Origin of the sequence: Bradyrhizobium sp. HKCCYLRH3073 (assembly GCF_051167995.1) — a bacterium.
Taxonomy (GTDB): Bacteria; Pseudomonadota; Alphaproteobacteria; order Rhizobiales; family Xanthobacteraceae; genus Bradyrhizobium.
Genome location: NZ_JBNPUD010000001.1, coordinates 171,756 through 192,829 on the forward strand (window position 1 = coordinate 171,756; position 21,074 = coordinate 192,829).

Sequence of the window (21,074 nt, forward strand, 5' to 3'; positions counted from 1 at the left end):
CCGATCGCGATTGCGCGTGTTTCATCCGGTGGCCGGCATGAGCGACGGTCTTGCCGCGCTGACGGCCCAGGTTCGCAGCGATCTTGCCAGGATCGCGCATCCCAGCATGCCATGGCTGACGCCTGTCACCGGTCCCGATGGCGGACCTGCGTTCGATGTGCTGATCGTCGGGGGCGGGCAATCGGGTCTCGCGACCGCCTTCGCGCTGCTGCGCTCCCGCGTCGGCAACATTCTCGTGCTCGACAAGGCTGAGGCAGGCCGCGAAGGACCGTGGCTCAGCTATGCGCGCATGCCGACCCTGCGCAGCCCGAAAGACTTCACCGGACCCGATCTCGACATACCTTGTCTGACCTATCAGGCGTGGCACGAGGCGAAGTTCGGCGGCGAGAGCTGGCGCAATCTTGATCTGATTCCGCGCGAATATTGGGCAGACTATCTCGCCTGGTATCGCGAGGTGCTCGACCTTCCCGTGCGCAACGGCTGCGACGTCGTCGATATCGCACCCGCCGCTGACGGACTGCTGCAGGCGACCGTGCGCCGCAAGGATGGTGAGACGACCATCCATGCCCGCAAGATCGTGCTGGCGACCGGGCAGGAGGGGATGGGCGACTGGAGCATTCCGGAGCCGCTGCGCCATCTGCCCGCCACGCGCGGCGCCCATTCCGGCGCCGAGATCGATTTCGACAGCCTGCGCGGCCGCCGCGTCGCCGTGATCGGCGCCGGTGCCTCGGCGTTCGACAATGCGGCGGCTGCACTCGAAGCCGGTGCGGCGCGCGTCGATCTGCTATGCCGCCGCGCGGAAATCCAGCTGATCCAGCCCTATCGCTGGCTGACGTTCCGCGGCTTTCTCAGGCACTTCTCCGAGCTCGACGATGCCTGGCGCTGGCGCTTCATGCGCGCAGTCCTGGAACTGCGCGAAGGTTTTCCGCAGCACACTTATGATCGCTGCGCCCGCCACGCGGCGTTCCGCCTGCAAGAAGGCGCGCCGGTCACGGGCGCGCGCGAGACGGCCGACGGCGTCGTGCTGCAGACAGCGAAGGGCGAGATCACGGCGGACTTCGTGATCAGCGCAACCGGCATCTCGATGGACTTCGCAAAGCGGCCGGAGCTGCGGCGCTTCGCGGCCAACATCGCGCGCTGGTCTGACCGCTACACGCCCGATGCGAGCGAACGCAACGATCGGCTCGGCGCCTTCCCTTATCTTGCAGACGACTATGCGCTGTGCGAGCGCAACGCGGGAGAGACGCCGTGGATCGGCAACATTCACGTGTTCGCCATCGCCTCGACGATGAGCTTCGGCGCGTCGGGATCGTCGATCAACGCAATGACGACCGCAGTGCCGAAGCTCGTGCATGGTTTGACGCGTGGGCTGTTCACGGCTGATATCGACAAGCATTGGGCGAACTTCCGGGCCTATGATGTGAAGCAGGCGACGGTGCGCCGTGGCACGTGATTTGCTGTTGAGCGTCGATGCTGAGCGTCGATCTTGTGCGTCGATCTCATGGTAGCGCGTCGCGGATCTCCGCCGACGCGCGATTTCAGTGCCGGATTTTGAGACCAATGAGGGAACAGGGGCGATGAGTTTCGAGATGTCCAAACGTTCGTTGTTCGCGGCGACCGCGTTGCTCGCGGTGATGCTGGCTGCGCCGTCGGTGCATGCGCAGAGCCGCGCCGAGACTCTGCGCTACGTCACCGGCGCCACCGTCAACACGCTCGATCCGAACATTCCGGGCTCGACGCGCGAGGCCTTCGCGCTGTCGATGTCGAGCTACGACCGGCTGGTGTCGTTCGGCCGCAAGCAGCTCAATGGTAAGTGGGTGTTCGATCTCGACACGATCACCGGCGAGCTCGCCGAATCCTATTCTGTCAGCGCCGACGGTCTGAAGATCACCTTCAAGCTGCGCCCTGATGCGAAGTTCCAGGACGGCTCGCCGGTCACCGCCGAGGACGTCAAATGGTCGCTCGACCGCTGCGTCACCGCGCCGATCCTCGGCAAGGCGCAATTGCTGACGGGGTCGCTGACGTCGGCCGATCAGTTCAAGGTCATCGATCCCCTGACGTTCGAAGTGACCTTGCCGAAGCCGGACAAGCTGGCGCTGCCGAACCTCGCCACCGTCTATCCGATCATCATCAACTCCAAGCTCGCCAAGGCGCATGCGACGGCCGAAGATCCGTGGGCGCTGAACTGGACCAAGGAGAATGCGGCCGGCAGCGGCGCCTACATCGTCGAGACCTTCAAGCCCGGCGAGCAGGTGATCGCCAAGCGCAACGAGGCCTGGAATCGCGGCACGCCGGACAAGCCGGCGGCGTTCAAGCGGCTGATCATCCAGTCGGTGCCGGAGCCGGCGACGCGCGCCAACCTCGTCGAGCGCGGAGACGCCGATCTCGTGATCGACCTGCAGGCCAGCGACGTGCAGTCGTTGGAGGGCAAGGGCAAGCTGAAGGTGATCTCGACGCCGCAGTATAATGCGGTGACCTTCATCTCGATGAACAACACCATTCCGCCGTTCGACAACGTCAATGTGCGCCGCGCGATCGCCTATGCGCTGCCTTATGACGACATGTTCAAGGCCGCGCTGTTCAGCCGCGGCGCGCCGCTCTATGGCGCGACCTGGGCCGACGGCAAGCCGCCGAGCGGCGGCTATCCGATCCCGCAGCCGATCAAGCTCGACCTGGAGAAGGCCAAGGCCTATCTGAAGGACGCCGGCATGCCCGACGGCTTCTCGACCACCTTCAGCTTCAATGTCGGCCAGGCCGCGACCGCCGAGCCGATGGCGGCGCTGGTGAAGGAGCAGCTCGCCAAGATCGGCATCAAGGTCGACATCCAGAAGCTGCCGGACGCGCAGATGTCGACCGCGATCAACGAGAAGAAGCTGCCGTTCTTCACCGAGGGCATCGTCGCCTGGCTGCCCTCGACGGACTATTTCTACCGCAACTTCTACACCGGCAAGCAGCGCTGGAACTATTCCTCGACCGACAATGCCGAATTGGAGAAGATCGCGCAGGAGGCGCGCTTCGAGGCCGACAAGGCGAAATACGAGGAGCAGGGCAAGGCGCTCAACGCGATCCATTTCGACAAGATGTTCCAGATCCCGATCTGGCAGGCGGCGCAGGATGCGGTGATGCAGCCGACGGTGGACGGCTACGTCTACCAGTTCACGCGACAGGTCGATTATCGTAACCTGAGCCGCAAGTAACCGGGACGGCTGAGGACCATGGGCACGATCGGCGCAACATTGCTGCGGGCGGGACGGCGTTTCGTCTCGTCGCTGCCGGCACTGTTCGGTGTCCTGGTCTTCACCTTCCTCTTGATGCGCGTGCTGCCGGGGGATCCGGCCGTGTTCTTTGCCTCCGGCCCCAATGCCGGCCAGGAGGAGATCGAGGTCATCCGCCGGCAGCTCGGGCTCGACAAGCCGCTGCCGAATCAGCTCGCGATCTACCTCTATGATGTCGGTCGCGGCAACCTCGGCCGCTCGATGATGACCGGGCAGCCGGTCGCCAAGGATCTCAAGGAGCGACTGCCGGCCTCGCTGGAGCTGACCTTGACGGCGCTGCTGATCGCGCTGGTCTCGGCGGTGCCGCTCGGCGTGCTGGCTGCGCTGCGGCCGGGCTCGCTGGTCGATCACGGCGTCCGGCTATTTTGTTCATTCGGCGTCTGCGTGCCGACCTTCGTCTCCGGGCTCCTGCTGATCTACGTGTTCTATTATCTGCTCGGTTTCGCGCCGGATCCGACAGGGCGGATCGATATCTTCACCACGATGCCGCCATCGCGCACCGGCTTCCTGATCATCGACTTCCTGCTCGCAGGCGATGTCGAGGGCTGCTGGGCGGCGGCGCGGCAGCTGATGCTGCCGGCGCTGACCATGGCGTTGTTCGTGATCGCGCCGCTGGCGCGCATCACGCGGGCCTCGATGCTGGTCTCGCTCGGCAGCGATTTCGTCCGCACCGCGCGCTCGGTCGGGCTGTCGTGGTGGCGCATCGTCGTCACCTATGCCTTGAGGAACGCGATCCTTCCCGTCATCACCATCGCCGGCATCGTGTTCTCGACCATGCTGGGCGCGAACGTGCTGGTGGAGAAGGTGTTCTCCTGGCCCGGCGTCGCCTCCTACGCGCTCGATGCGCTGCTGGTCTCCGACTACGCGCCGGTACAGGGCTTCGTGCTGCTGATGGCGACGATCTTCGTGATCGTCAATCTCCTGGTCGATGTGCTCTATGGCATCGCCGATCCCAGGGCGACGGTGGCGTGAGCATGAGCACGATAGAGACCGCCTCGACCCTGCGCCACACGGCCTTCGTGCTGCGCGGCAATCCGGTCACCGCCGTCGCGGCTGGCGGCGCGCTGCTGCTGGCGCTGATCGCGGTCCTTGCGCCGTGGCTGGCGCCTTACGATCCCGTTGCGTCCGAGGTCTCTGCCGCGTTGCAGCCGCCGAGCTCCGCGCACTGGTTCGGCACCGACCAGCTCGGCCGCGATGTGCTCAGCCGCCTGATCGTCGCCAGCCGGCTCGACCTCACGATCGCGGTGACGGCGGTCGCGGTGTCCTTTGCGCTCGGCTCCGTCATCGGTGCGCTGTGCGGCTATGCCGGCGGCCGTCTCGACAAGGCGGTCGGCCGCTTCGTCGACGTGCTGATGGCGTTTCCGCTGTTCGTGCTGGCGATGGCAATGGTCGCGGCGCTCGGCAACCGCGTCGAGAACATCGTGATCGCGACCGCGATCATCAACCTGCCGTTCTACATCCGCTTCGCCCGCGCCGAGGTGAACATCCGCCGCAATCTCGGCTGGGTCGAGGCCGCGCGTGCCTGTGGCGAGAGCCATGTTGCTGTCGTGCTGCGCTTCCTGTTGCCGAACGTGCTGCCGGCGATGGCGGTGCAGATGTCGCTCAATCTCGGCTGGGCGATCCTCAATGCCGCGGGCCTCTCCTTCATCGGCCTCGGCGTCAAGCCGCCGACGCCGGAATGGGGCATCATGGTCGCCGAGGGCGCCCGCTTCATCTCCACCGGGCGCTGGTGGCTGGTGGCGTTTCCCGGCTTCGCGCTGATGAGCGCCGTGCTGTGCTTCAATCTGCTCGGCGACGGCCTGCGCGACATCCTGGATCCCCGGATGCGCACATGATGTCTCGTCAGAACACAAATAGCTGGGGCGCATCCGAGGATGCGGACGTGACGGCGCCTGATATTTCCAAGCCGCTGCTCGAGGTCGAGAATCTCAAAGTGACCTTCTCGACCCGCCGTGGGCTCGTCGAGGCGGTGCGCGGCGTGTCGCTGTCGCTCCAGCCGGGCGAGATGCTTGGACTGGTCGGCGAGAGCGGCTCCGGCAAATCGGTGACCGGCTTTGCCATCACCCATCTGCTCGACAAGGCCGGCCGCATCACCGATGGCTGCATCCGCTTCAAGGGCCAGGACGTCACCCGGGCCGGCGGTGCCGATCTGCGCAGCCTGCACGGCGCGGCCATGGCGATGATCTTCCAGAATCCGCGTGCCGCGCTCAACCCGATCCGCACCATCGGCCAGCAGATCGCGGATGCGATCCTCGCCCATCGCCGGCTGTCGCGGCAGGAGGCGCATGCGGAGGCCTTGTCGCTGCTGAAGGCCGTGCAGATCCGCGATCCCGGGCGCCGCATGGGCGCCTATCCGCACGAACTCTCCGGCGGCATGTGCCAGCGGGTGATGATCGCAATCGCGATCTCCTGCAGCCCGCAGCTGCTGATCGCGGACGAGCCGACCACCGGCCTCGACGTCACCACGCAGAAGGTGGTCATGGATCTTCTTGCGAAGATCGCCGCCGAGCGCGGCATGGCGACGATCCTGATCACGCATGATCTCGGGCTTGCCGCGCGCTATTGCGCGCGCGTGGTCGTGATGGAGCAGGGCAGGCTGGTCGAGGAGGCCGCGCCGTTGACGCTGTTCCACCGGCCGCAGCATCCCTACACCAAGCGCCTCGTTGCGGCCTCGCCGACGGCAACCTCGCGTGTCGAGGATCTGGTGCCGGACGGCGAAAAAATTCCCCTGGTCACGGTGACGGAGCTGCCGCCGCTGCCGCACGGCACGCCGCTGCTGCTCGACGTCAAGGGCGTCAGCAAGCGCTTCGACGACGGTACGGTCGGCGTCGCCGACTTCTCGATGACGATGCGCGGCGGCGAGAGCGTCGGTCTCGTCGGCGAGAGCGGCTCCGGCAAGAGCACGACCTCGCGGATGATCTGCCGTCTGATCGACGCCAGCGCCGGCGAGATCCTGTTCGACGGCCAGGCGATCGGCCAGATTCCGGCTCGCGACTTTCACGCGAGCGAGCTGCGCAAGGACATCCAGATCGTCTTCCAGGATCCGAACGACAGCCTCAATCCGCGCTACACGGCGTTCGACTGCATCGCCCATCCGCTGCTGCGGCTGATGAACATGCGCTCAGGCGACAGACTGCGCCAGCGCGTCGAGGAATGCGCCGATCGCGTCGGCCTGCCGCGCGAGCTGTTGTCGCGCTTTCCGCATCAGCTCTCCGGCGGGCAGAAGGCGCGCGTCGGCATCGCCCGCGCCATTGCCTGCAAGCCGCGGCTGCTGGTGCTGGACGAGCCGACCGCGGCGCTCGACGTCTCCGTGCAGGCCGTGGTGCTGCAGCTCCTGAACCGGCTGCGGCGCGAGGACAACCTCGCCTTCCTCTTCGTGAGCCACGATCTCAATGTCGTGCGCATGATGTGCGACCGCACCATCGTGCTGCGCACAGGTCTCATCATCGAGCAGGGCGAGAGCCGGGCGCTGTTCGCCAATCCGCAGACCGACTACACGCGCGAGCTGGTCGACGCCGTCCCGCATATCGCCCCGCCGGTGGCTTTCGCGTCCGCCTGAGCCGCCCATAACATTCGATTATGGGTGGCGGACAACTCGGTATTGGGGACGCGAGGCACTGTCCTGTTAGTTTGTGCGCATCGCAAGTGCAGCCTCTGGAGCCATCGAAGCGCGCGTCATGACGGAGCTGATCGAACGCCTGCAACGCCTCGTCGGTGTCGCGCATGTTCTCGTCGCGGCCGAGGATCAGGCGCCTTATCTGCACGACTGGCTCGGCAAATATCACGGGGCCACGCTGGCGGTGGTTCGGCCGGGATCGACGGACGGGGTCGCGGCCGTGATGGAGGCCTGTGCCGCCGCCCGCGTGGCCGTCGTGCCGCAGGGCGGACACACCAGCCTGTCGGGCGGCGCGACTCCGGATGCGAGCGGCCGGGCGATCGTGCTGTCCCTGTCGCGGATGAACCGCATCCGAGCGGTGGATCCCGTCGGCCAGACCATCGTCGTCGACGCCGGCATCGTGCTGGCGACGGTGCAGGACGCGGCGCGCGAGGCCGGCCTGTTCTTTCCGCTCAGCCTCGGCTCGGAGGGCAGTTGCACCGTCGGCGGCAATCTCGCCGCGAATGCCGGCGGCGTCGCCGTGCTGCGCTATGGCGTGATGCGCGAGCTGACGCTGGGGCTCGAAGTGGTGCTGCCGGATGGCCGCATCTGGGACGGCCTGCGCGCCTTGCGCAAGGACAACACCGGTTATGCGCTGCGCGATCTCTTCATCGGCTCCGAAGGCACGCTGGGGGTCATCACCGGCGCCGTGTTGAAGCTGTTTCCGCGGCCGACCGCACGCGCCACCGCGTTCGTCGCGGTCGCCGATGCGGCCGCCGCGCTGAACCTGCTGCGGCTATCGCGCGCGCGTTGTGGCGATCGCCTCACCGCATTCGAGTTCCTGACCTCGGCAACGCTCGAGATGATCCTGCGCCAGATGCCGGATATACGGCTGCCGTTCGCTGCACTTCCCGAGGCTGCTGTCCTGATCGAGCTGAGCGATATCGGCGAGGAAGCCGCGCTGACCGCACGGCTCGAAACCACGCTGGCCGCCGCGATGACGGAAGGGCTCGCCTCCGACGCCGTCGTCGCCCAGGACGGCACCCAGGCCAAGGCGTTCTGGCGGGTGCGCGAGAGCGTCTCCGAGGCTCTGGTCCGGGAGGGCAGGGCGCTCAAGCACGACATCTCGGTGCCCGTCGCCGAGATCGCCGATTTCGTCACGGTCATGGACGCTGCGGTCGGCGCGGCGCTGACCGGCATCCGTCCGATGGTGTTCGGCCATCTCGGCGACGGCAACCTGCACTACAATCTGATGCGCCCGCTCGACATGAGCGAAGACGAGTTCTATCGGTACGGTCCGCGCATCACCCGCCTGGTCCATGACGAAATCACCCGCCGCCGCGGCTCGATCAGCGCCGAGCACGGCATCGGCCAGCTCCGCACGGCAGAGATGCCGCTGTGCAAGCCGCCGCTCGAGCTGGAGCTGATGCTGCAACTGAAGCGCACGCTCGATCCGCACGGCCTGATGAATCCCGGCAAGCTGCTGCCAGGCGGCTGATGTCGGCGGTCGCCGGAGCCGGAGCTGCGTCCAAGCCGATGTTCAGCGGGCGGCCCGTCGCGTCTCCGCCACCGTGGCACGGGTACCCTTCTGGAACAGATCGTCCAGGGCCGTTTCGATTGCGAACTCGAAGCGCGGGTCTCGTGGCAGCTCGCTGCCGAACACCGAGGTGAGCGACAGCAGCGCCGGCGTGAGCCGGCTGGCGACCGGGCCGGCCTCGTCGGCGAGCGCGCGCAACTGCGCTGCCAGCGGATCGCGCAGCGCGATCGGCTGGCCGCGCTCGTCCGTGCCGCTGACGTAGCGGATCCACCCGGCGACGGCGAGCGCAAGCCGGGTGATGGGAAGGCCGCGGGCGAGGCGGTCGCCGATGGTGCCGAGCAGACGCTGCGGCAGCTTCTGCGAACCATCCATCGCGATCTGCGCGGTCTTGTGCTTGAGCGCGGGATTGCGGAAGCGCTGCAGCAGCGCGGCGCGATAGGCTGCGACGTCGAAGCCGCCGAGCGCGGGCAGCGTCGGCGTCACCTCCTCGCGCATCATGTCCTCGACGAGGCCGGCCAGCTCGGGCTCGGCCATGGCCGCGGCGACGGTCTCGCAGCCCATGAGATAGCCGAGATAGGCGATTGTCGAGTGCGCGCCGTTGAGCAGGCGCAGCTTCATCAGCTCGAATGGGGCGACGTCGCGCACGAACTGTGCGCCGCTGACGTCCCAGGCGGGGCGCGCGCCGGCGAAATCATCCTCGATCACCCATTGGCTGAACGGCTCGGTGACGATGGGCCATGCATCATCGAGGCCGAGCGCGGCGCCGACGTCGGCGCGGTCGGCATCGGTGGTGGCAGGCACGATGCGATCGACCATCGTCGAGGGAAAGCGGATGTTGTCCGTGATCCATGCGGCGAGATCGCGATCGACCAGCCCGGCGAAGGCGATCACCAGACCGCGCAAGGTGTGGCCATTGGCCGGAAGGTTGTCGCAGGCGAGCACCGTGTAGGGCTGCAGGCCGCGCTGTCGCCGCAGTTGCAGGCCGCCGACGATGAAGGCGAGCGTGCTGCGGGGATGGCCGAGGTTGAGACTGTCGTGCAAGATGTCGGGATCGTCGACGCGCAACGCGCCGGTCGCCGGATCGTGGCTGTAGCCCTTCTCGGTGACGGTGGTCGAGAGGATGCGTATGGCGGGATCGGCGAGGCGTGCCAGAAGGGCCGCCGGATCCTCGGGCGCAACCGCAAGGCCGGTGAGTGCGCCAATGATGCGGCGCTGCCGGCCGGCGCCGTCGCTCGCCGTCACGCTGTAGAGCCCGCCTTGCGGTGCCAGCGCATCGCGGGTGTCCGGCGAGCGCAGGGAGACGCCGAGGATGCCCCAGCGCGGATCGTGCTTGAGCAGCGCATCGGTGTAGACCGCCTGATGCCCGCGATGGAACGCGCCGAGGCCGAGATGGACGATACCGGTTGTGATTGCTGCGCGGTCGTAATCCGGCTTGATGATGCCGGCGGGCAGGCGGGGAAGCGTTGCGGGGCTGAGACGATCCATGCCGGGACTTCAGAAGATCAGCTGCACTTTGCAGCATTCGGTCTGGTTGTGCTCGAAGGTGTCGAACGCGGTCGCGTAGGCGCCGAGCCCGAAGCGGTGGGTGATCAGCCGCTCCGGCTGCAGCGCGCCACTGGCGAACCAGTCGATGACCTTGGCGAACTTGCCGCTGTTGAGCCTGGAAGCGTGGATCGCGAGCTCCTTCGCGGTGACCTTCTGCTGCACGATCGTCGACGGCTCGGCCGAGAAGCCGAGCAGGCCGATGCGTGCGGCAGGCGAGGCGATCTCGATGGCCTCGGCGAGAATGGCGGGATGGCAGGCGGCATCGACAATCAAGGTCGGCGTCACATCGGCCGCGGCGAGGGCTTTGGGCAGGGCGGTCCTGGCGGTGTTGATGACGCGGTCGGCGCCGTTGTGCCGCGCCGCTTCGAGCCGGGCATCGATGCGGTCGGTGACGATCAGCTGCTTCACGCCGTAGACGTGCTTGAGCACCTGGATCACGGTCAGCCCGATCGGCCCGGCGCCGTAGACCAGCGCGACGTCTGAGGCGAACACGCGGGTGTGGTCGGTAATGTTGGCGGCGATCGAGAACGGCTCGACCAGCGGCGCCTTGTCGTCGTCGACGCTGTCCGGCAGCAGATGCGCGTTGGCCGCCGGCACGCAGGCATATTCGGAAAAGCCGCCGTCGCGGTGGACGCCGAGCACGGCGAGATGGGCGCAGACATTGGGGCGGCCGACCGAGCAGGGGTAGCAGTGGCCGCAGGCGACGACGGGATCGACCACCACGCGGGCGCCGAGCCGTGCGCTGACACCGTCGCCGAGCTTGTCGATGCTGCCGAAGAATTCATGGCCGATCACGCGCGGATAGCGCGCGAACGGGTTGCTGCCGTGGAGGATGTGGATGTCGGAGCCGCAGATGCCGGCGCGCTCGACCTTGATGCGGACCTCGCCCGTCGAAGGCTCGGGAACGGGGCGTGTTTCGATCGACAGGCGGCCGGGCCGCTCCACCACGAGGCTCTTCACGCGTTCCTCCATCCTTCTCGCCATCTCGACCGCGGGCTGCCATCGTATAGCAACCCAAAAACTTGGATACAAGTTTTCTATTGAAAGCTTATTTGGTATCCCTTATAGGCTTGAGATACAGGAATGACATACAAAGGCCCCGCAGCGGGCCGGCAGGGGAGGTTTGCCAGTGTCTTTGCCCACATCCATGTCTCGTCGCAGCTTCGTCGGCACCGCGCTCGCGGGAGCCTCGGCCTTGGCGTTCGCACCCGCCCGGGCGCAATCGGCGAAGTATCGCCTGCGTTACGGCACGGCGTTCCCCGCCACCCATCCCGGCGTCGTCCGCATCATCGAGGCGTCGGAGGTCATCAAGAAGCAGAGCAATGGTCTGGTCGACCTGCAGGTCTATCCGAACAGCCAGCTCGGCAGCGAGCCCGACATGTTCTCACAGGTGCGCAGCGGCGCGCTCGACTTCATGTCGACGTCAGGCGTGAACCAGACGGTGGTGCCGATCGGCGGCATCAATGCGGTGGCCTTCGCGTTCGAGAGCTACGACCAGGTGTGGTCGGCGATGGACGGCGATCTCGGCAACCATGTGCGCGGCGAGTTCGCCAAGGTCGGCCTGCACGTGCTGCCGAAATGCCTCGACAACGGCTATCGCAACATCACGTCCGGTGCGAAGCCGATCGCCTCGCCCGACGACCTCAAGGGCTTCAAGATCCGCGTGCCCGGCAATCCGTTGTGGGTGACGCTGTTCAAGACGCTCGGCGCGGCGCCGACGCCGATCAATTTCGGCGAGCTCTATGCGGCCCTGCAGACCCGCATCGTCGACGGCCAGGAGAATCCGCTGGCGCTGATCCAGAGCGCCAAGCTCTACGAGGTGCAGAAGTACATCGCGCTATCAGGCCATATCTGGGACGGCCACTACATCTTCGCCAATGCAGCGCGCTGGAATGTCATGCCTGCCGACGTCCGTGACGCCGTCACCGCGGCGCTGTCGGAGGCCGCCGTCAAGGAGCGCCAGGACATCCAGAGCTTCAACGACAAGGCGCAGGCGGAAATGCAGGCCGCTGGCGTGACCTTCAACAAGGTCGACACCAAGCCGTTCCGCGATGCGCTGCGCACCGCCGGCTTCTACACCGAATGGAAGACCAAGTTCGGTACCGAGGCGTGGGGGCTGCTGGAGAAATCCGTCGGTCAGCTGTGAGACTTGCGTGAGAGACCGCGTAGTCGACAGCGTGCCTGCCACCGTCCTTCGAGACGCCTGCCTCCGGCAGGCTCCTCAGGACGAGGGCTGATTTTGCGGTGAGATCCTGCCCCTCATGGTGAGGAGCGTCGGCCTTGCGACGCGTTCAGGCGATGCAATTGCATCGCCTTGAGAACCATGAGGCCAGAGTAGTTTCGACTTCAGCTGCGATCGGTGGAAAATACGGTCGGCCTGTGTGAGCCGGGGAGGATGCAATGGCCGTTGACATGACAGCGACGACCTCGGTGCCGTCGCATGGCGCGTTCGCGCGCTTCGATCATCTGCTTGGCCGCGCCGTCGAGGCGCTGGCTGCGGCGATCGTCATCGCCGAACTCGTTCTGCTCGGCGCGGCGACCGCCGCGCGCTACGTTTTCAATGCGCCGCTGATCTGGTCGGACGAGCTCGCCACCGTGCTGTTCATGTGGCTGGCGATGCTCGGCGCCGTCGTCGCATTGCGACGCGCCGAGCACATGCGGCTCACCGCCTTCGTCCGCAATCTGTCGCCGGCGTGGCGGGCGCGCACCGATGCGCTCGGCCTGATGCTGGTCTGCACCGTCCTGGTGGCGCTGGTGATGCCGTCCTGGCACCACCTCGAAAGCCACCTGATCAGCCAGATGCCCGTGCTCGAGATCAGCGAAGGCTATCGCGAGGCCGCGATGCTGGTCGGCGTGCTGCTGATGCTGCTGACCGCGGTCGACCGGCTGATCCAGCAGGCGAGCCTCATGCAGATCGTCGGCGCTCTGGCCCTCGTGCTCGCCGGTGCAGGGGCGCTCTATGCCGCCGCGCCTGTGCTGGAGGAGCTCGGCAACTACAATCTGTTCATCTTCTTCTTTGTGCTCGTCGCCAGCGCCATGGTGATCGGCACGCCGATCGCCTTCACCTTCCTGCTCGCCACCGTGGCCTATCTGCATTTCAGCACCACCGTGCCGGTCCTGATCGTTCCCGGCCGGGTCAGCGAGGGCATGTCGCACATGGTGCTGCTGGCGGTCCCGATGTTCGTGCTGCTCGGCGCGCTGATCGAGATCGCCGGACTCGCGCGGGCGATGATCCTGTTCCTGGTTTCGCTCATCGGCCATCTGCGCGGCGGCCTGCAATATGTGCTGCTCGGCGCGATGTACCTCGTCTCCGGCATCTCCGGTGCCAAGGCGGCCGACATGGCGGCGGTGGCGCCGGCGCTGTTTCCGGAGATGAAGCAGCGTGGCAGCTCGGAAGGCGACCTGGTATCGCTGCTCTCCGCCTCGGCCGTGATGTCGGAGACGATCCCGCCGTCGATCGTGCTGATCACGGTGGGCTCGGTGACCGGCGTGTCGATCGCCGCGCTGTTCACCGGCGGGCTGCTGCCGGCGGTGGTCGGCCTGATCGCGCTCTCCGTCGTGGTCTATATGCAGACCCGCAAGGAGGACATGAGCGGCGCGCAGCGCTTCGATGCCAGGACGCGATTGCGGCTGTTCGCGATCGCCATCCCCGGCCTGGGCCTGCCGATCGTGATCCGCTCGGCTGTGGTCGAGGGCGTCGCCACCGCGACCGAGGTCGCGGCGATCGGCGTCATCTACACGGTGCTGGTCGGCATCTTCGTCTATCGCCAGTTCGACTGGAAGCGGGTGTATCCCATCCTGGTCGATACGGCCTCGCTGTCCGGCGCGATTCTGCTGGTGGTGGGGGCTGCGACCGGCATGGCCTGGGCGCTGACGCAGTCCGGCTTCTCGCAGCAGCTCGTCGACCTCATGGTCGCCGTGCCGGGCGGCCGCTGGGGTTTTCTGCTGATCTCGGCGCTCGCCTTCGTCGTGCTCGGCAGCGTGCTCGAAGGCGTGCCGGCGGTGGTGCTGTTCGGGCCGCTGCTGTTCCCGATCGCGCGCATGATGGGCGTGCACGAGGTGCACTATGCCATCATCGCAGTGTTCGCGATGGGCCTCGGCCTGTTCACGCCGCCCTTCGGGGTCGGCTTCTATCTCGCCTGCGCCATCGGCCGCGCCTCGCCGGATGAGGTCATCCGCCACGTCTGGCCGCATCTCGCCGCACTCGTCGTTGCGCTGCTCTTAATCGTGTTCCTGCCGTGGATCTCGATCGGCTTCCTGTGAATCGGGTAGACTGCCGTCATGGATGACGATCTGACACCATTGACGCGCCTGGAGGGCAAGGCCGGCCGGCGGCTCGCCGACCAGGTCTATGAGCGGCTGCTCGAGGACATCGTGTCCGGCGCGCTGCCACCGGGCACGCCGATGGCCGAGCTCGACCTGTGCGAGCGGCTCGGCGTCAGCCGCACGCCGGTGCGCGAGGCGCTGATCAAGCTCGCCGATGTCGACCTCGTGCGCATCTATCCGCAGAGCGGCAGCGTGGTGGCGCCGGTGTCGCGCGAGGCGTTCGGCGAGGCGCAGTTCATCCGCGAGCATCTCGAATGCGCGCTGGTTGCCGAGGCCGTCCGCTACATCGATGCGACGGCGCTGCGCGAGCTGACCGAGCTGATCGACAAGCAGAAGGCGGCGGCGACGCCGGCGGAGTTCTACGCCCATGACGAGGCGTTTCATCAGACCATCGCCCGCACCAGCCGGCATCCGCATGTCTGGCAGGTGATCCGCCAGACCAAGATCCATTTCGACCGCGTCCGCCATCTCACCCTGATCGAGGACGCCGGCCATATTCCGCTCCTGATCGCGCAGCATCAGGAGATCCTGGACGGGCTGGCCGCCTGCAACGAGGCCCAGGCGGTCGCGGCGATGCGCCGGCATCTGCGCGAGGTGTTTCGCCGCGCCGACGGCATCTTTGCCCGGCAGGAGGAGATGGCGCAGGCCGAGTCGCGGACGCGGGCACGGCGGCGGCGCTGATCGCGCGCGTGATTCATTTTGGAAGGTGACGACATGGAACAGACGTGGCGCTGGTTCGGACCCGATGATCCCATCACTTTGCCGCAGGTTCGCCAGACCGGCGCGACCGGCATCGTGACGGCGCTGCATCACATCCCCTACGGCGTGGTGTGGAGCACCGATGAGATCATCAAGCGCATCGGCGTGATTGAAGGCGATTCATCGCTGCGGCTGCGCTGGAGCGTGGTCGAGAGCCTGCCGGTCTCCGAGGCCATCAAGCTGGGCGAGGGCGATCTGACGTCCTTGTTCGACAACTACCGCCAGTCGCTGCGCAACCTCGCCGCCTGCGGCGTCACCACCGTCTGCTACAATTTCATGGCGGTGCTGGACTGGACCCGCACCGAGCTCGCCTTCCGTCTGCCGGGCGGCGCCACGGCGCTGCGCTTCGATATGGATCGTCTGGCTGCGTTCGACTGCTACATCCTGCAGCGGCCCGGCGCCGAGGCGGAGTTCTCCGCCGACGTGCTCGACCGCGCCAAGGCTTGGGTGGCGCAGGCGTCCGAATCCGACAAGGACCGGCTGCTCGCGACCATCATGGCCGGGCTGCCCGGCGCCTATGACCGCTATGACGTGCCCGGTCTGCGCCGCATGCTGGAGAAATATCGCGGCATCGGCCATGCCGAGCTGCGCGCCAACTACGCGCGCTTCCTGCGCGAGGTGGTGCCTACGGCCGAGGAATGCGGCGTCAGCCTCTGTGTCCATCCCGATGATCCGCCGCGTGACCTGTTCGGTCTGCCGCGCGTGGTGTCCTCAGCCGAGGATCTGCAGTTCATCGTCGATGCCGCCCCGTCGAAGGCCAACGGCCTCACCTTCTGCACCGGCGCGCTCGGCGCCGGCGGCCACAACAACGTCCCGGCGCTCGCCGAGCGGTTCGCGCCGCACATCCGCTTCGTGCACCTGCGCAACGTCACCAAGATGCTCGACGGCTCGTTCATGGAGGCGGAGCATCTGCGCGGCGACGTCGACATGGTCGCGGTCGTGACGACCTTGCTGAAGGAGCAGGCCCGGCGCAAGGCGGAAGGCGAGCCGGACTGGCGGATCCCGTTCCGGCCCGACCACGGCCATGAGCTCGCCGACGACATCGGCCGCGGCACCCATCCGGGCTATCCGCTGGTCGGCCGCCTCAAGGGCCTCGCCGAGATCCGCGGGGTCATGACCGCGGTGGCGGCCATTAACCGCTTGCCGGTCTGATCCCGCCGGTGCCGGACAACCCGCTTGTCAGCGCGCGTCCCGTGGCCGAGGATGCCGGCCCGCATTTGCCCATTCGAGTTGAACAAATGTCGACCTCGCTCTTCGATCTCTCCGGCAAGACCGCACTGGTGACCGGCTCCTCGCGCGGCCTCGGCCGCGCCATCGCGGAGGGTTTTGCCAAGGCGGGGGCGCGGCTCGTCATTAACGGAACCGACCCCGCGCGTACCCTGGCTGCCGTGGAAGAATTCCGCGCCGCGGGCCATCAGGCCGAGGCCTGTCCGTTCGACGTGACCGATGAGGACGCCGTCGTCGGCGCCTTCACGCGCTTCGACGCCGAGGGGATCGCGATCGACATCCTCGTCAACAATGCCGGCATCCAGCACCGCAAGCCGCTGGTCGAGTTCACCACGGATGAGTGGCGCCGCGTCATCGAGACCAACCTCACCAGCGCCTTCGTGATCGGGCGCGAGGCGGCCAAACGCATGATCCCGCGCAAGAGCGGCAAGATCATCAATATCGGCTCGCTCGGCAGCGAGCTGGCACGGCCGACCATCGGGCCCTACACCACGGCGAAGGGCGGCATCCGCAACCTGACCCGCGCGATGGCGGTCGAATGGGCGGCGCACGGCATCCAGGCCAATGCAATCGGACCGGGCTACATGCTCACCGACATGAACCAGGCGCTGATGAGCAACCCCGACTTCAATAACTGGCTGATGTCGCGCGTCCCGTCGAAGCGCTGGGGCCGGCCGGACGAGCTGGTCGGCACTGCGATCTTCCTGGCCTCGGAGGCGTCGACCTATGTCAACGGCCAGACCATCTATGTCGATGGCGGCATGCTGGCGGCGATGTAGGATCGCGGAAGACAATAGACAGGGAGGCCGGCCATGCGTGCGGTCGTCATTCACGCGCCGAAAGATCTGCGCATCGACAGCTTTCCCGATCCGGCGCCGGGACCCGGCGAGGTGCGGGTCAAGATCGAGGCCGGCGGCATCTGCGGCTCGGACCTGCATTACTATCATCACGGCGGCTTCGGCACCGTGCGCATCAGGCAGCCGATGGCGCTGGGGCACGAGATCGCAGGCGTCGTCGCCGCGGTCGGCGCGAGCGTGACCGGCCTCGCCGAGGGCACGCGCGTCGCCGTCAATCCGAGCCTGCCCTGCGGCCGCTGCAGCTATTGCCGCGAGGGGCTGCGCAACCAATGCCTCGACATGCGCTTCATGGGCAGCGCGATGCGTGATCCCCACGTGCAGGGCGGCTTCCGCGAGTTCGTCACTGTCGATGCCTCGCAGGCAGTGCCGATCGCGCCGTCGCTGTCGCTCGGTGAGGCCGCGATGGCCGAGCCGCTGTCGGTCTGCCTGCATGCGGCGCATCAGGCCGGCTCGCTGCTCGGCAAGCGCGTGCTGGTGACCGGCTGCGGCCCGATCGGCGCGCTGTCGATCCTGGTGGCGCGCTACGGCGGTGCGGCCGAGATCGTGGTCACCGACATTGCCGATGCGCCGCTGGCGGTGGCGCGCAAGCTTGGCGCCAGCCATGCGTTCAATGTCGGGGCGGAGCCGTCGGCGCTCGATCCGTGGCGGAGCGGGAAGGGCACGTTCGACGTGCTGTTCGAGGCCTCCGGCAACCAGGCCGCCTTGCGGGCCGCGCTCGACGTCATGAGGCCCGGCGGCGTCATCGTCCAGCTCGGGCTCGGCGGCGAGATGACCTTGCCGCTCAACACGCTGGTCACGAAGGAGCTGCAATTGCGCGGCACGTTCCGGTTCGACCGCGAATTCGAGCTGGCGCTGCGGCTGATGGGCGAGGGGCTGCTGGACGTCAAGCCGCTGATCTCGGCTGCGCTGCCATTCGAGCAGGCGGTCGCCGCCTTCGAGCTCGCCAGCGATCGCAGCCGGTCGATGAAGGTTCATTTGACGTTTTGATGGATGGATTGACGCCGATGAAAGTCGCCTGCATCGGAGAGTGCATGGTGGAGTTTGCGCAGGAGGACGGCTCGCTGTTCCGGCGCGGCTTCGGCGGCGACACGCTCAACACCGCGCTCTATCTGGCCCGGCTCGGCGTGCCCACCTCCTACGTGACGGCGCTCGGCGATGATCCCCTGAGTGCCATGATGCTGGCGGCCTGGCAGGCCGAGGGCATCGACACCTCGGAGGTGCTGCAGGTCGAGGGCCGCGTGCCCGGCCTGTACATGATCGAGCGCGATGCCAAGGGCGAGCGCAGCTTTCTCTATTGGCGCGACCGCGCGCCGGCGCGCGAGCTGTTCGATCGCGCCGATCGCGACATGCTCGACAGGCTCTCGCGCTTCGACTGGATCTATCTCTCCGGCATCAGCCTCTCGCTCTATGGCGAGACCGGCAAGGCCAAGCTGCGCGAGCTCCTGACGGTCGCACGCAAGCGCGGCGCGCGCGTGGTGTTCGACGGCAACTACCGGCCGCGCGGCTGGGCCAGCCGCGAGGTGGCGCAGCGCGCGTTCCGTGCGATCCTGCCGCTGGTCGACGTCGCGCTGCCGACGCTGGAGGACGAGCAGATGCTGTTCGGCGATGCCGACGCCTCCGTCAGCCTGCGTCGCTTCAAGGACGCCGGGGTCAACGAGGTCGTGGTCAAGCGCGGCGCGCGCGGCTGCCTGATCCATGCCGATGGCGTGCTGGTCGACATCGCGCCACCTGCGGTGCTCAAGCCGATCGACACCACGGCGGCCGGCGATTCCTTCAATGCGGGGTATCTCGCCGCGCGCATCAAGGGCGCGCCGCCGCGCAAGGCGGCGTTGGCCGGCCACCGGCTCGCCGGTGCCGTGATCATGGCGCCGGGGGCGGTGATCCCGGCCACCGCGATGCCGCGGGACATTCTGACGATGAGCGAGGCGTGATGAACAATTTGGACAAGCGCGCGAAGCTCGATGCGGTCTTCGCGCTGGCGCCGGTGATCCCGGTGATCACGATCGAGGACGCGGCGCATGCCGTGCCGCTTGCGCGTGCGCTCGTCGCCGGCGGCCTCCGCGTCATCGAAATCACTTTGCGGACGCAGGCGGGGCTCGATGCCGCGCGCGCGATCATCGATGAGGTGCCGGACGCCGTCGTCGGCATCGGCACGGTGCTGACGCCGGCGGACTACGAGCGCGCCGCCAGGCTCGGCGCCGCCTTCGCGATCAGTCCGGGCCTCTCGCTCGGCCTGCTCGACGCCGCGAATGCCGGCGAGATGCCGTTCGCGCCGGGCATTCAGACCGCCTCTGATCTCATCGCCTGCGTGACGCGGGGCTATGAGCTGGTGAAGTTCTTTCCCGCGGTGCCGGCCGGCGGGCTCGCGGCGCTCGACGCGCTAGCGGGTCCCTTCCCGAACGTGCGCTTCTGTCCGACCGGCGGCATCAATGCCGGCAACGCCGCGCAATGGCTGGCGCACAAGAAGGTCGTTGCGATCGGCGGCTCGTGGGTCGCACCCGCGGCCGACATCAAGGCCGGTTCGTGGGCCGCGATCGAGCAGCGCGCCCGCGAAGCGATGAAGCTGCGCTGATCCAGCCTATCCACAACTTAAAATTTGTTTGTGTCCGACGCTTATCTTCGGCGGCAGTGGGGCTGTGCCGGCGCCTGTCACTCTCAAAAAGTATTACAGTCAAATAATATGACTAGTCATCCCCTAGGTTCCGTGAAATAACGGACGTCACCGGCCGTCGAGGCGGGTGAATAGGTGCGTCGGCACCGCTGTTCGCGGCGGCGCATCAAAAAACAGTACCTTTTTGGGAGAGAACGTCTGATGACCCTGAAAGCCCTCTTTGCGGCCTCGGCCACGGCCGCCTTGTTGCTTGCCACGTCCGCTGGCGCCGCGGAGCTGACCGTCGGCTTCTCGCAGATCGGATCGGAGTCCGGCTGGCGCGCCGCCGAGACCTCGGTCTCGAAATCGGAAGCCACCAAGCGCAAGATCAACCTGAAGATCGCCGACGCCCAGCAGAAGCAGGAAAACCAGATCAAGGCGATCCGCTCCTTCATCGCCCAGGGCGTGGACGCGATCTTCCTCGCGCCGGTCGTGGCTTCGGGTTGGGACGCCGTGCTGAAGGAAGCCAAGGAAGCCAAGATCCCGGTCGTACTGCTCGACCGCGACATCGATCCCTCCGGCAAGGACCTCTATCTGACCGCCGTCACCTCGGACAGCGTGCATGAGGGCGAGGTCGCCGGCGAGTGGCTCGCCAAGACGGTCGGCGGCAAGGCCTGCAACGTCGTCGAGCTGCAGGGCACGGTCGGCGCCAGCGTCGCCACCAACCGCAAGAAGGGCTTTGACGCCGTCGTCGCCAAGAACGCCAACCTGAAGGTCGTGCGCAGCCAGACCGGCGACTTCACCCGTGCCAAGGGCAAGGAGGTGATGGAGAGCTTCATCAAGGCCGAGAACGGCGGCAAGTCGATCTGCGCGGTCTACGCCCACAACGACGATATGATGGTCGGCGCGATCCAGGCAATGAAGGAGGCCGGCCTGAAGCCGGGCAAGGACATCCTGACCGTCTCGATCGACGCCGTGCCGGACATCTTCAAGGCAATCGCCGCCGGCGAGGCCAACGCCACCGTCGAGCTGACGCCGAACATGGCGGGGCCGGCGTTCGACGCGATCGTGGCCTTCAAGGAGAAGGGCACCGTTCCGCCGAAGTGGATCCAGACGGAATCGAAGCTCTACACCGCGACTGACGATCCGCAGAAGGTCTACGACAGCAAGAAGGGCTTGGGCTACTGAGCTGAAGCCTATGTTGTTGCCGTCGTCCTGGCGAACGCCAGGACCCATAGCCACCGATCTTTGTGAGGTCTGCGGTATTGGCCCAGTGCCTCAATCGACTATTCCGCGGTATGGGTCCCGGCGTTCGCCGGGACGACGAAATCAGGTGCTGGCGTCCGCTCATTCGGCGGGCGTC

At 66.9% G+C, this 21,074-nt stretch carries 17 protein-coding genes; 15 read left to right on the forward strand and 2 right to left on the reverse strand.

Annotation, left to right across the window (positions count from 1 at the left end; all coding sequences use genetic code 11):
- The first annotated feature begins 37 nt into the window (after positions 1–37).
- The 6 genes from ACQR1X_RS00780 (at position 38) to ACQR1X_RS00805 (ending at position 8,368) form a co-directional block, all read left to right on the forward strand.
- A complete protein-coding gene (locus tag ACQR1X_RS00780) occupies positions 38–1,453 on the forward strand; it encodes an NAD(P)-binding domain-containing protein (RefSeq protein ID WP_434892941.1) in 1,416 nt (471 codons plus the stop codon).
- A gap of 124 nt (positions 1,454–1,577) precedes the next feature.
- On the forward strand, positions 1,578–3,197 hold the full coding sequence (locus tag ACQR1X_RS00785) for an ABC transporter substrate-binding protein (RefSeq protein WP_434892942.1): 1,620 nt from the start codon (positions 1,578–1,580) through the stop codon (positions 3,195–3,197).
- Positions 3,198–3,215: 18 nt separating this feature from the next.
- On the forward strand, positions 3,216–4,247 hold the full coding sequence (locus ACQR1X_RS00790; RefSeq protein WP_434892943.1) for an ABC transporter permease: 1,032 nt from the start codon (positions 3,216–3,218) through the stop codon (positions 4,245–4,247).
- A gap of 2 nt (positions 4,248–4,249) precedes the next feature.
- Positions 4,250–5,110 carry an ABC transporter permease gene (locus ACQR1X_RS00795; protein WP_434892944.1) on the forward strand — a complete coding sequence of 287 codons (861 nt, stop codon included), beginning with the start codon at positions 4,250–4,252 and terminating at the stop codon, positions 5,108–5,110.
- Positions 5,111–5,184: 74 nt separating this feature from the next.
- Positions 5,185–6,834, forward strand: coding sequence for an ATP-binding cassette domain-containing protein (locus ACQR1X_RS00800; protein WP_434893004.1), 1,650 nt, complete (start codon positions 5,185–5,187; stop codon positions 6,832–6,834).
- Positions 6,835–6,952: 118 nt separating this feature from the next.
- Positions 6,953–8,368, forward strand: coding sequence for an FAD-binding oxidoreductase (locus ACQR1X_RS00805; RefSeq protein WP_434892945.1), 1,416 nt, complete (start codon positions 6,953–6,955; stop codon positions 8,366–8,368).
- A gap of 42 nt (positions 8,369–8,410) precedes the next feature.
- On the opposite strand, the gene ACQR1X_RS00810 is transcribed toward ACQR1X_RS00805, so the two are convergent.
- Positions 8,411–9,892 (reverse strand): mannitol dehydrogenase family protein, encoded by a 1,482-nt coding sequence (locus tag ACQR1X_RS00810; protein ID WP_434892946.1) that lies wholly within the window; start codon positions 9,890–9,892, stop codon positions 8,411–8,413.
- Positions 9,893–9,901: 9 nt separating this feature from the next.
- Positions 9,902–10,912, reverse strand: a complete 1,011-nt coding sequence (locus ACQR1X_RS00815; RefSeq protein ID WP_434892947.1) for a Zn-dependent oxidoreductase — start codon at positions 10,910–10,912, stop codon at positions 9,902–9,904.
- Between the two features lie 169 nt (positions 10,913–11,081).
- Between ACQR1X_RS00815 and ACQR1X_RS00820 the strand changes: the two genes are divergently transcribed.
- From ACQR1X_RS00820 to ytfQ, 9 genes are all read left to right on the forward strand, one after another.
- The gene (locus ACQR1X_RS00820; RefSeq protein WP_434874146.1) at positions 11,082–12,098 is read left to right on the forward strand and encodes a TRAP transporter substrate-binding protein; all 1,017 of its coding nucleotides are present in this window, start codon (positions 11,082–11,084) and stop codon (positions 12,096–12,098) included.
- Positions 12,099–12,352: 254 nt separating this feature from the next.
- A complete protein-coding gene (locus tag ACQR1X_RS00825; protein WP_434839148.1) occupies positions 12,353–14,215 on the forward strand; it encodes a TRAP transporter large permease in 1,863 nt (620 codons plus the stop codon).
- Between the two features lie 18 nt (positions 14,216–14,233).
- Complete coding sequence (locus ACQR1X_RS00830; protein WP_316218658.1) at positions 14,234–14,959, forward strand: GntR family transcriptional regulator; 726 nt, start codon at positions 14,234–14,236, stop codon at positions 14,957–14,959.
- A 33-nt stretch (positions 14,960–14,992) separates the two neighbouring features.
- Complete coding sequence (gene uxuA / locus ACQR1X_RS00835; protein ID WP_434839147.1) at positions 14,993–16,189, forward strand: mannonate dehydratase; 1,197 nt, start codon at positions 14,993–14,995, stop codon at positions 16,187–16,189.
- Positions 16,190–16,275: 86 nt separating this feature from the next.
- Positions 16,276–17,043: an SDR family oxidoreductase gene (locus ACQR1X_RS00840; RefSeq protein WP_315804462.1), complete on the forward strand. Its 768-nt coding sequence runs from the start codon at positions 16,276–16,278 to the stop codon at positions 17,041–17,043.
- A gap of 33 nt (positions 17,044–17,076) precedes the next feature.
- Positions 17,077–18,108, forward strand: coding sequence for an L-idonate 5-dehydrogenase (locus tag ACQR1X_RS00845; RefSeq protein ID WP_434839146.1), 1,032 nt, complete (start codon positions 17,077–17,079; stop codon positions 18,106–18,108).
- A gap of 47 nt (positions 18,109–18,155) precedes the next feature.
- Positions 18,156–19,052, forward strand: a complete 897-nt coding sequence (locus tag ACQR1X_RS00850; protein ID WP_409997971.1) for a sugar kinase — start codon at positions 18,156–18,158, stop codon at positions 19,050–19,052.
- Positions 19,049–19,693 carry a bifunctional 4-hydroxy-2-oxoglutarate aldolase/2-dehydro-3-deoxy-phosphogluconate aldolase gene (eda, locus tag ACQR1X_RS00855; RefSeq protein WP_434845429.1) on the forward strand — a complete coding sequence of 215 codons (645 nt, stop codon included), beginning with the start codon at positions 19,049–19,051 and terminating at the stop codon, positions 19,691–19,693. Before ACQR1X_RS00850 ends, eda begins: the two co-directional genes overlap by 4 nt.
- Before the next feature lie 240 nt (positions 19,694–19,933).
- A complete protein-coding gene (gene ytfQ / locus ACQR1X_RS00860; RefSeq protein WP_315804466.1) occupies positions 19,934–20,899 on the forward strand; it encodes a galactofuranose ABC transporter, galactofuranose-binding protein YtfQ in 966 nt (321 codons plus the stop codon).
- The last annotated feature ends 175 nt before the right edge of the window (positions 20,900–21,074 follow it).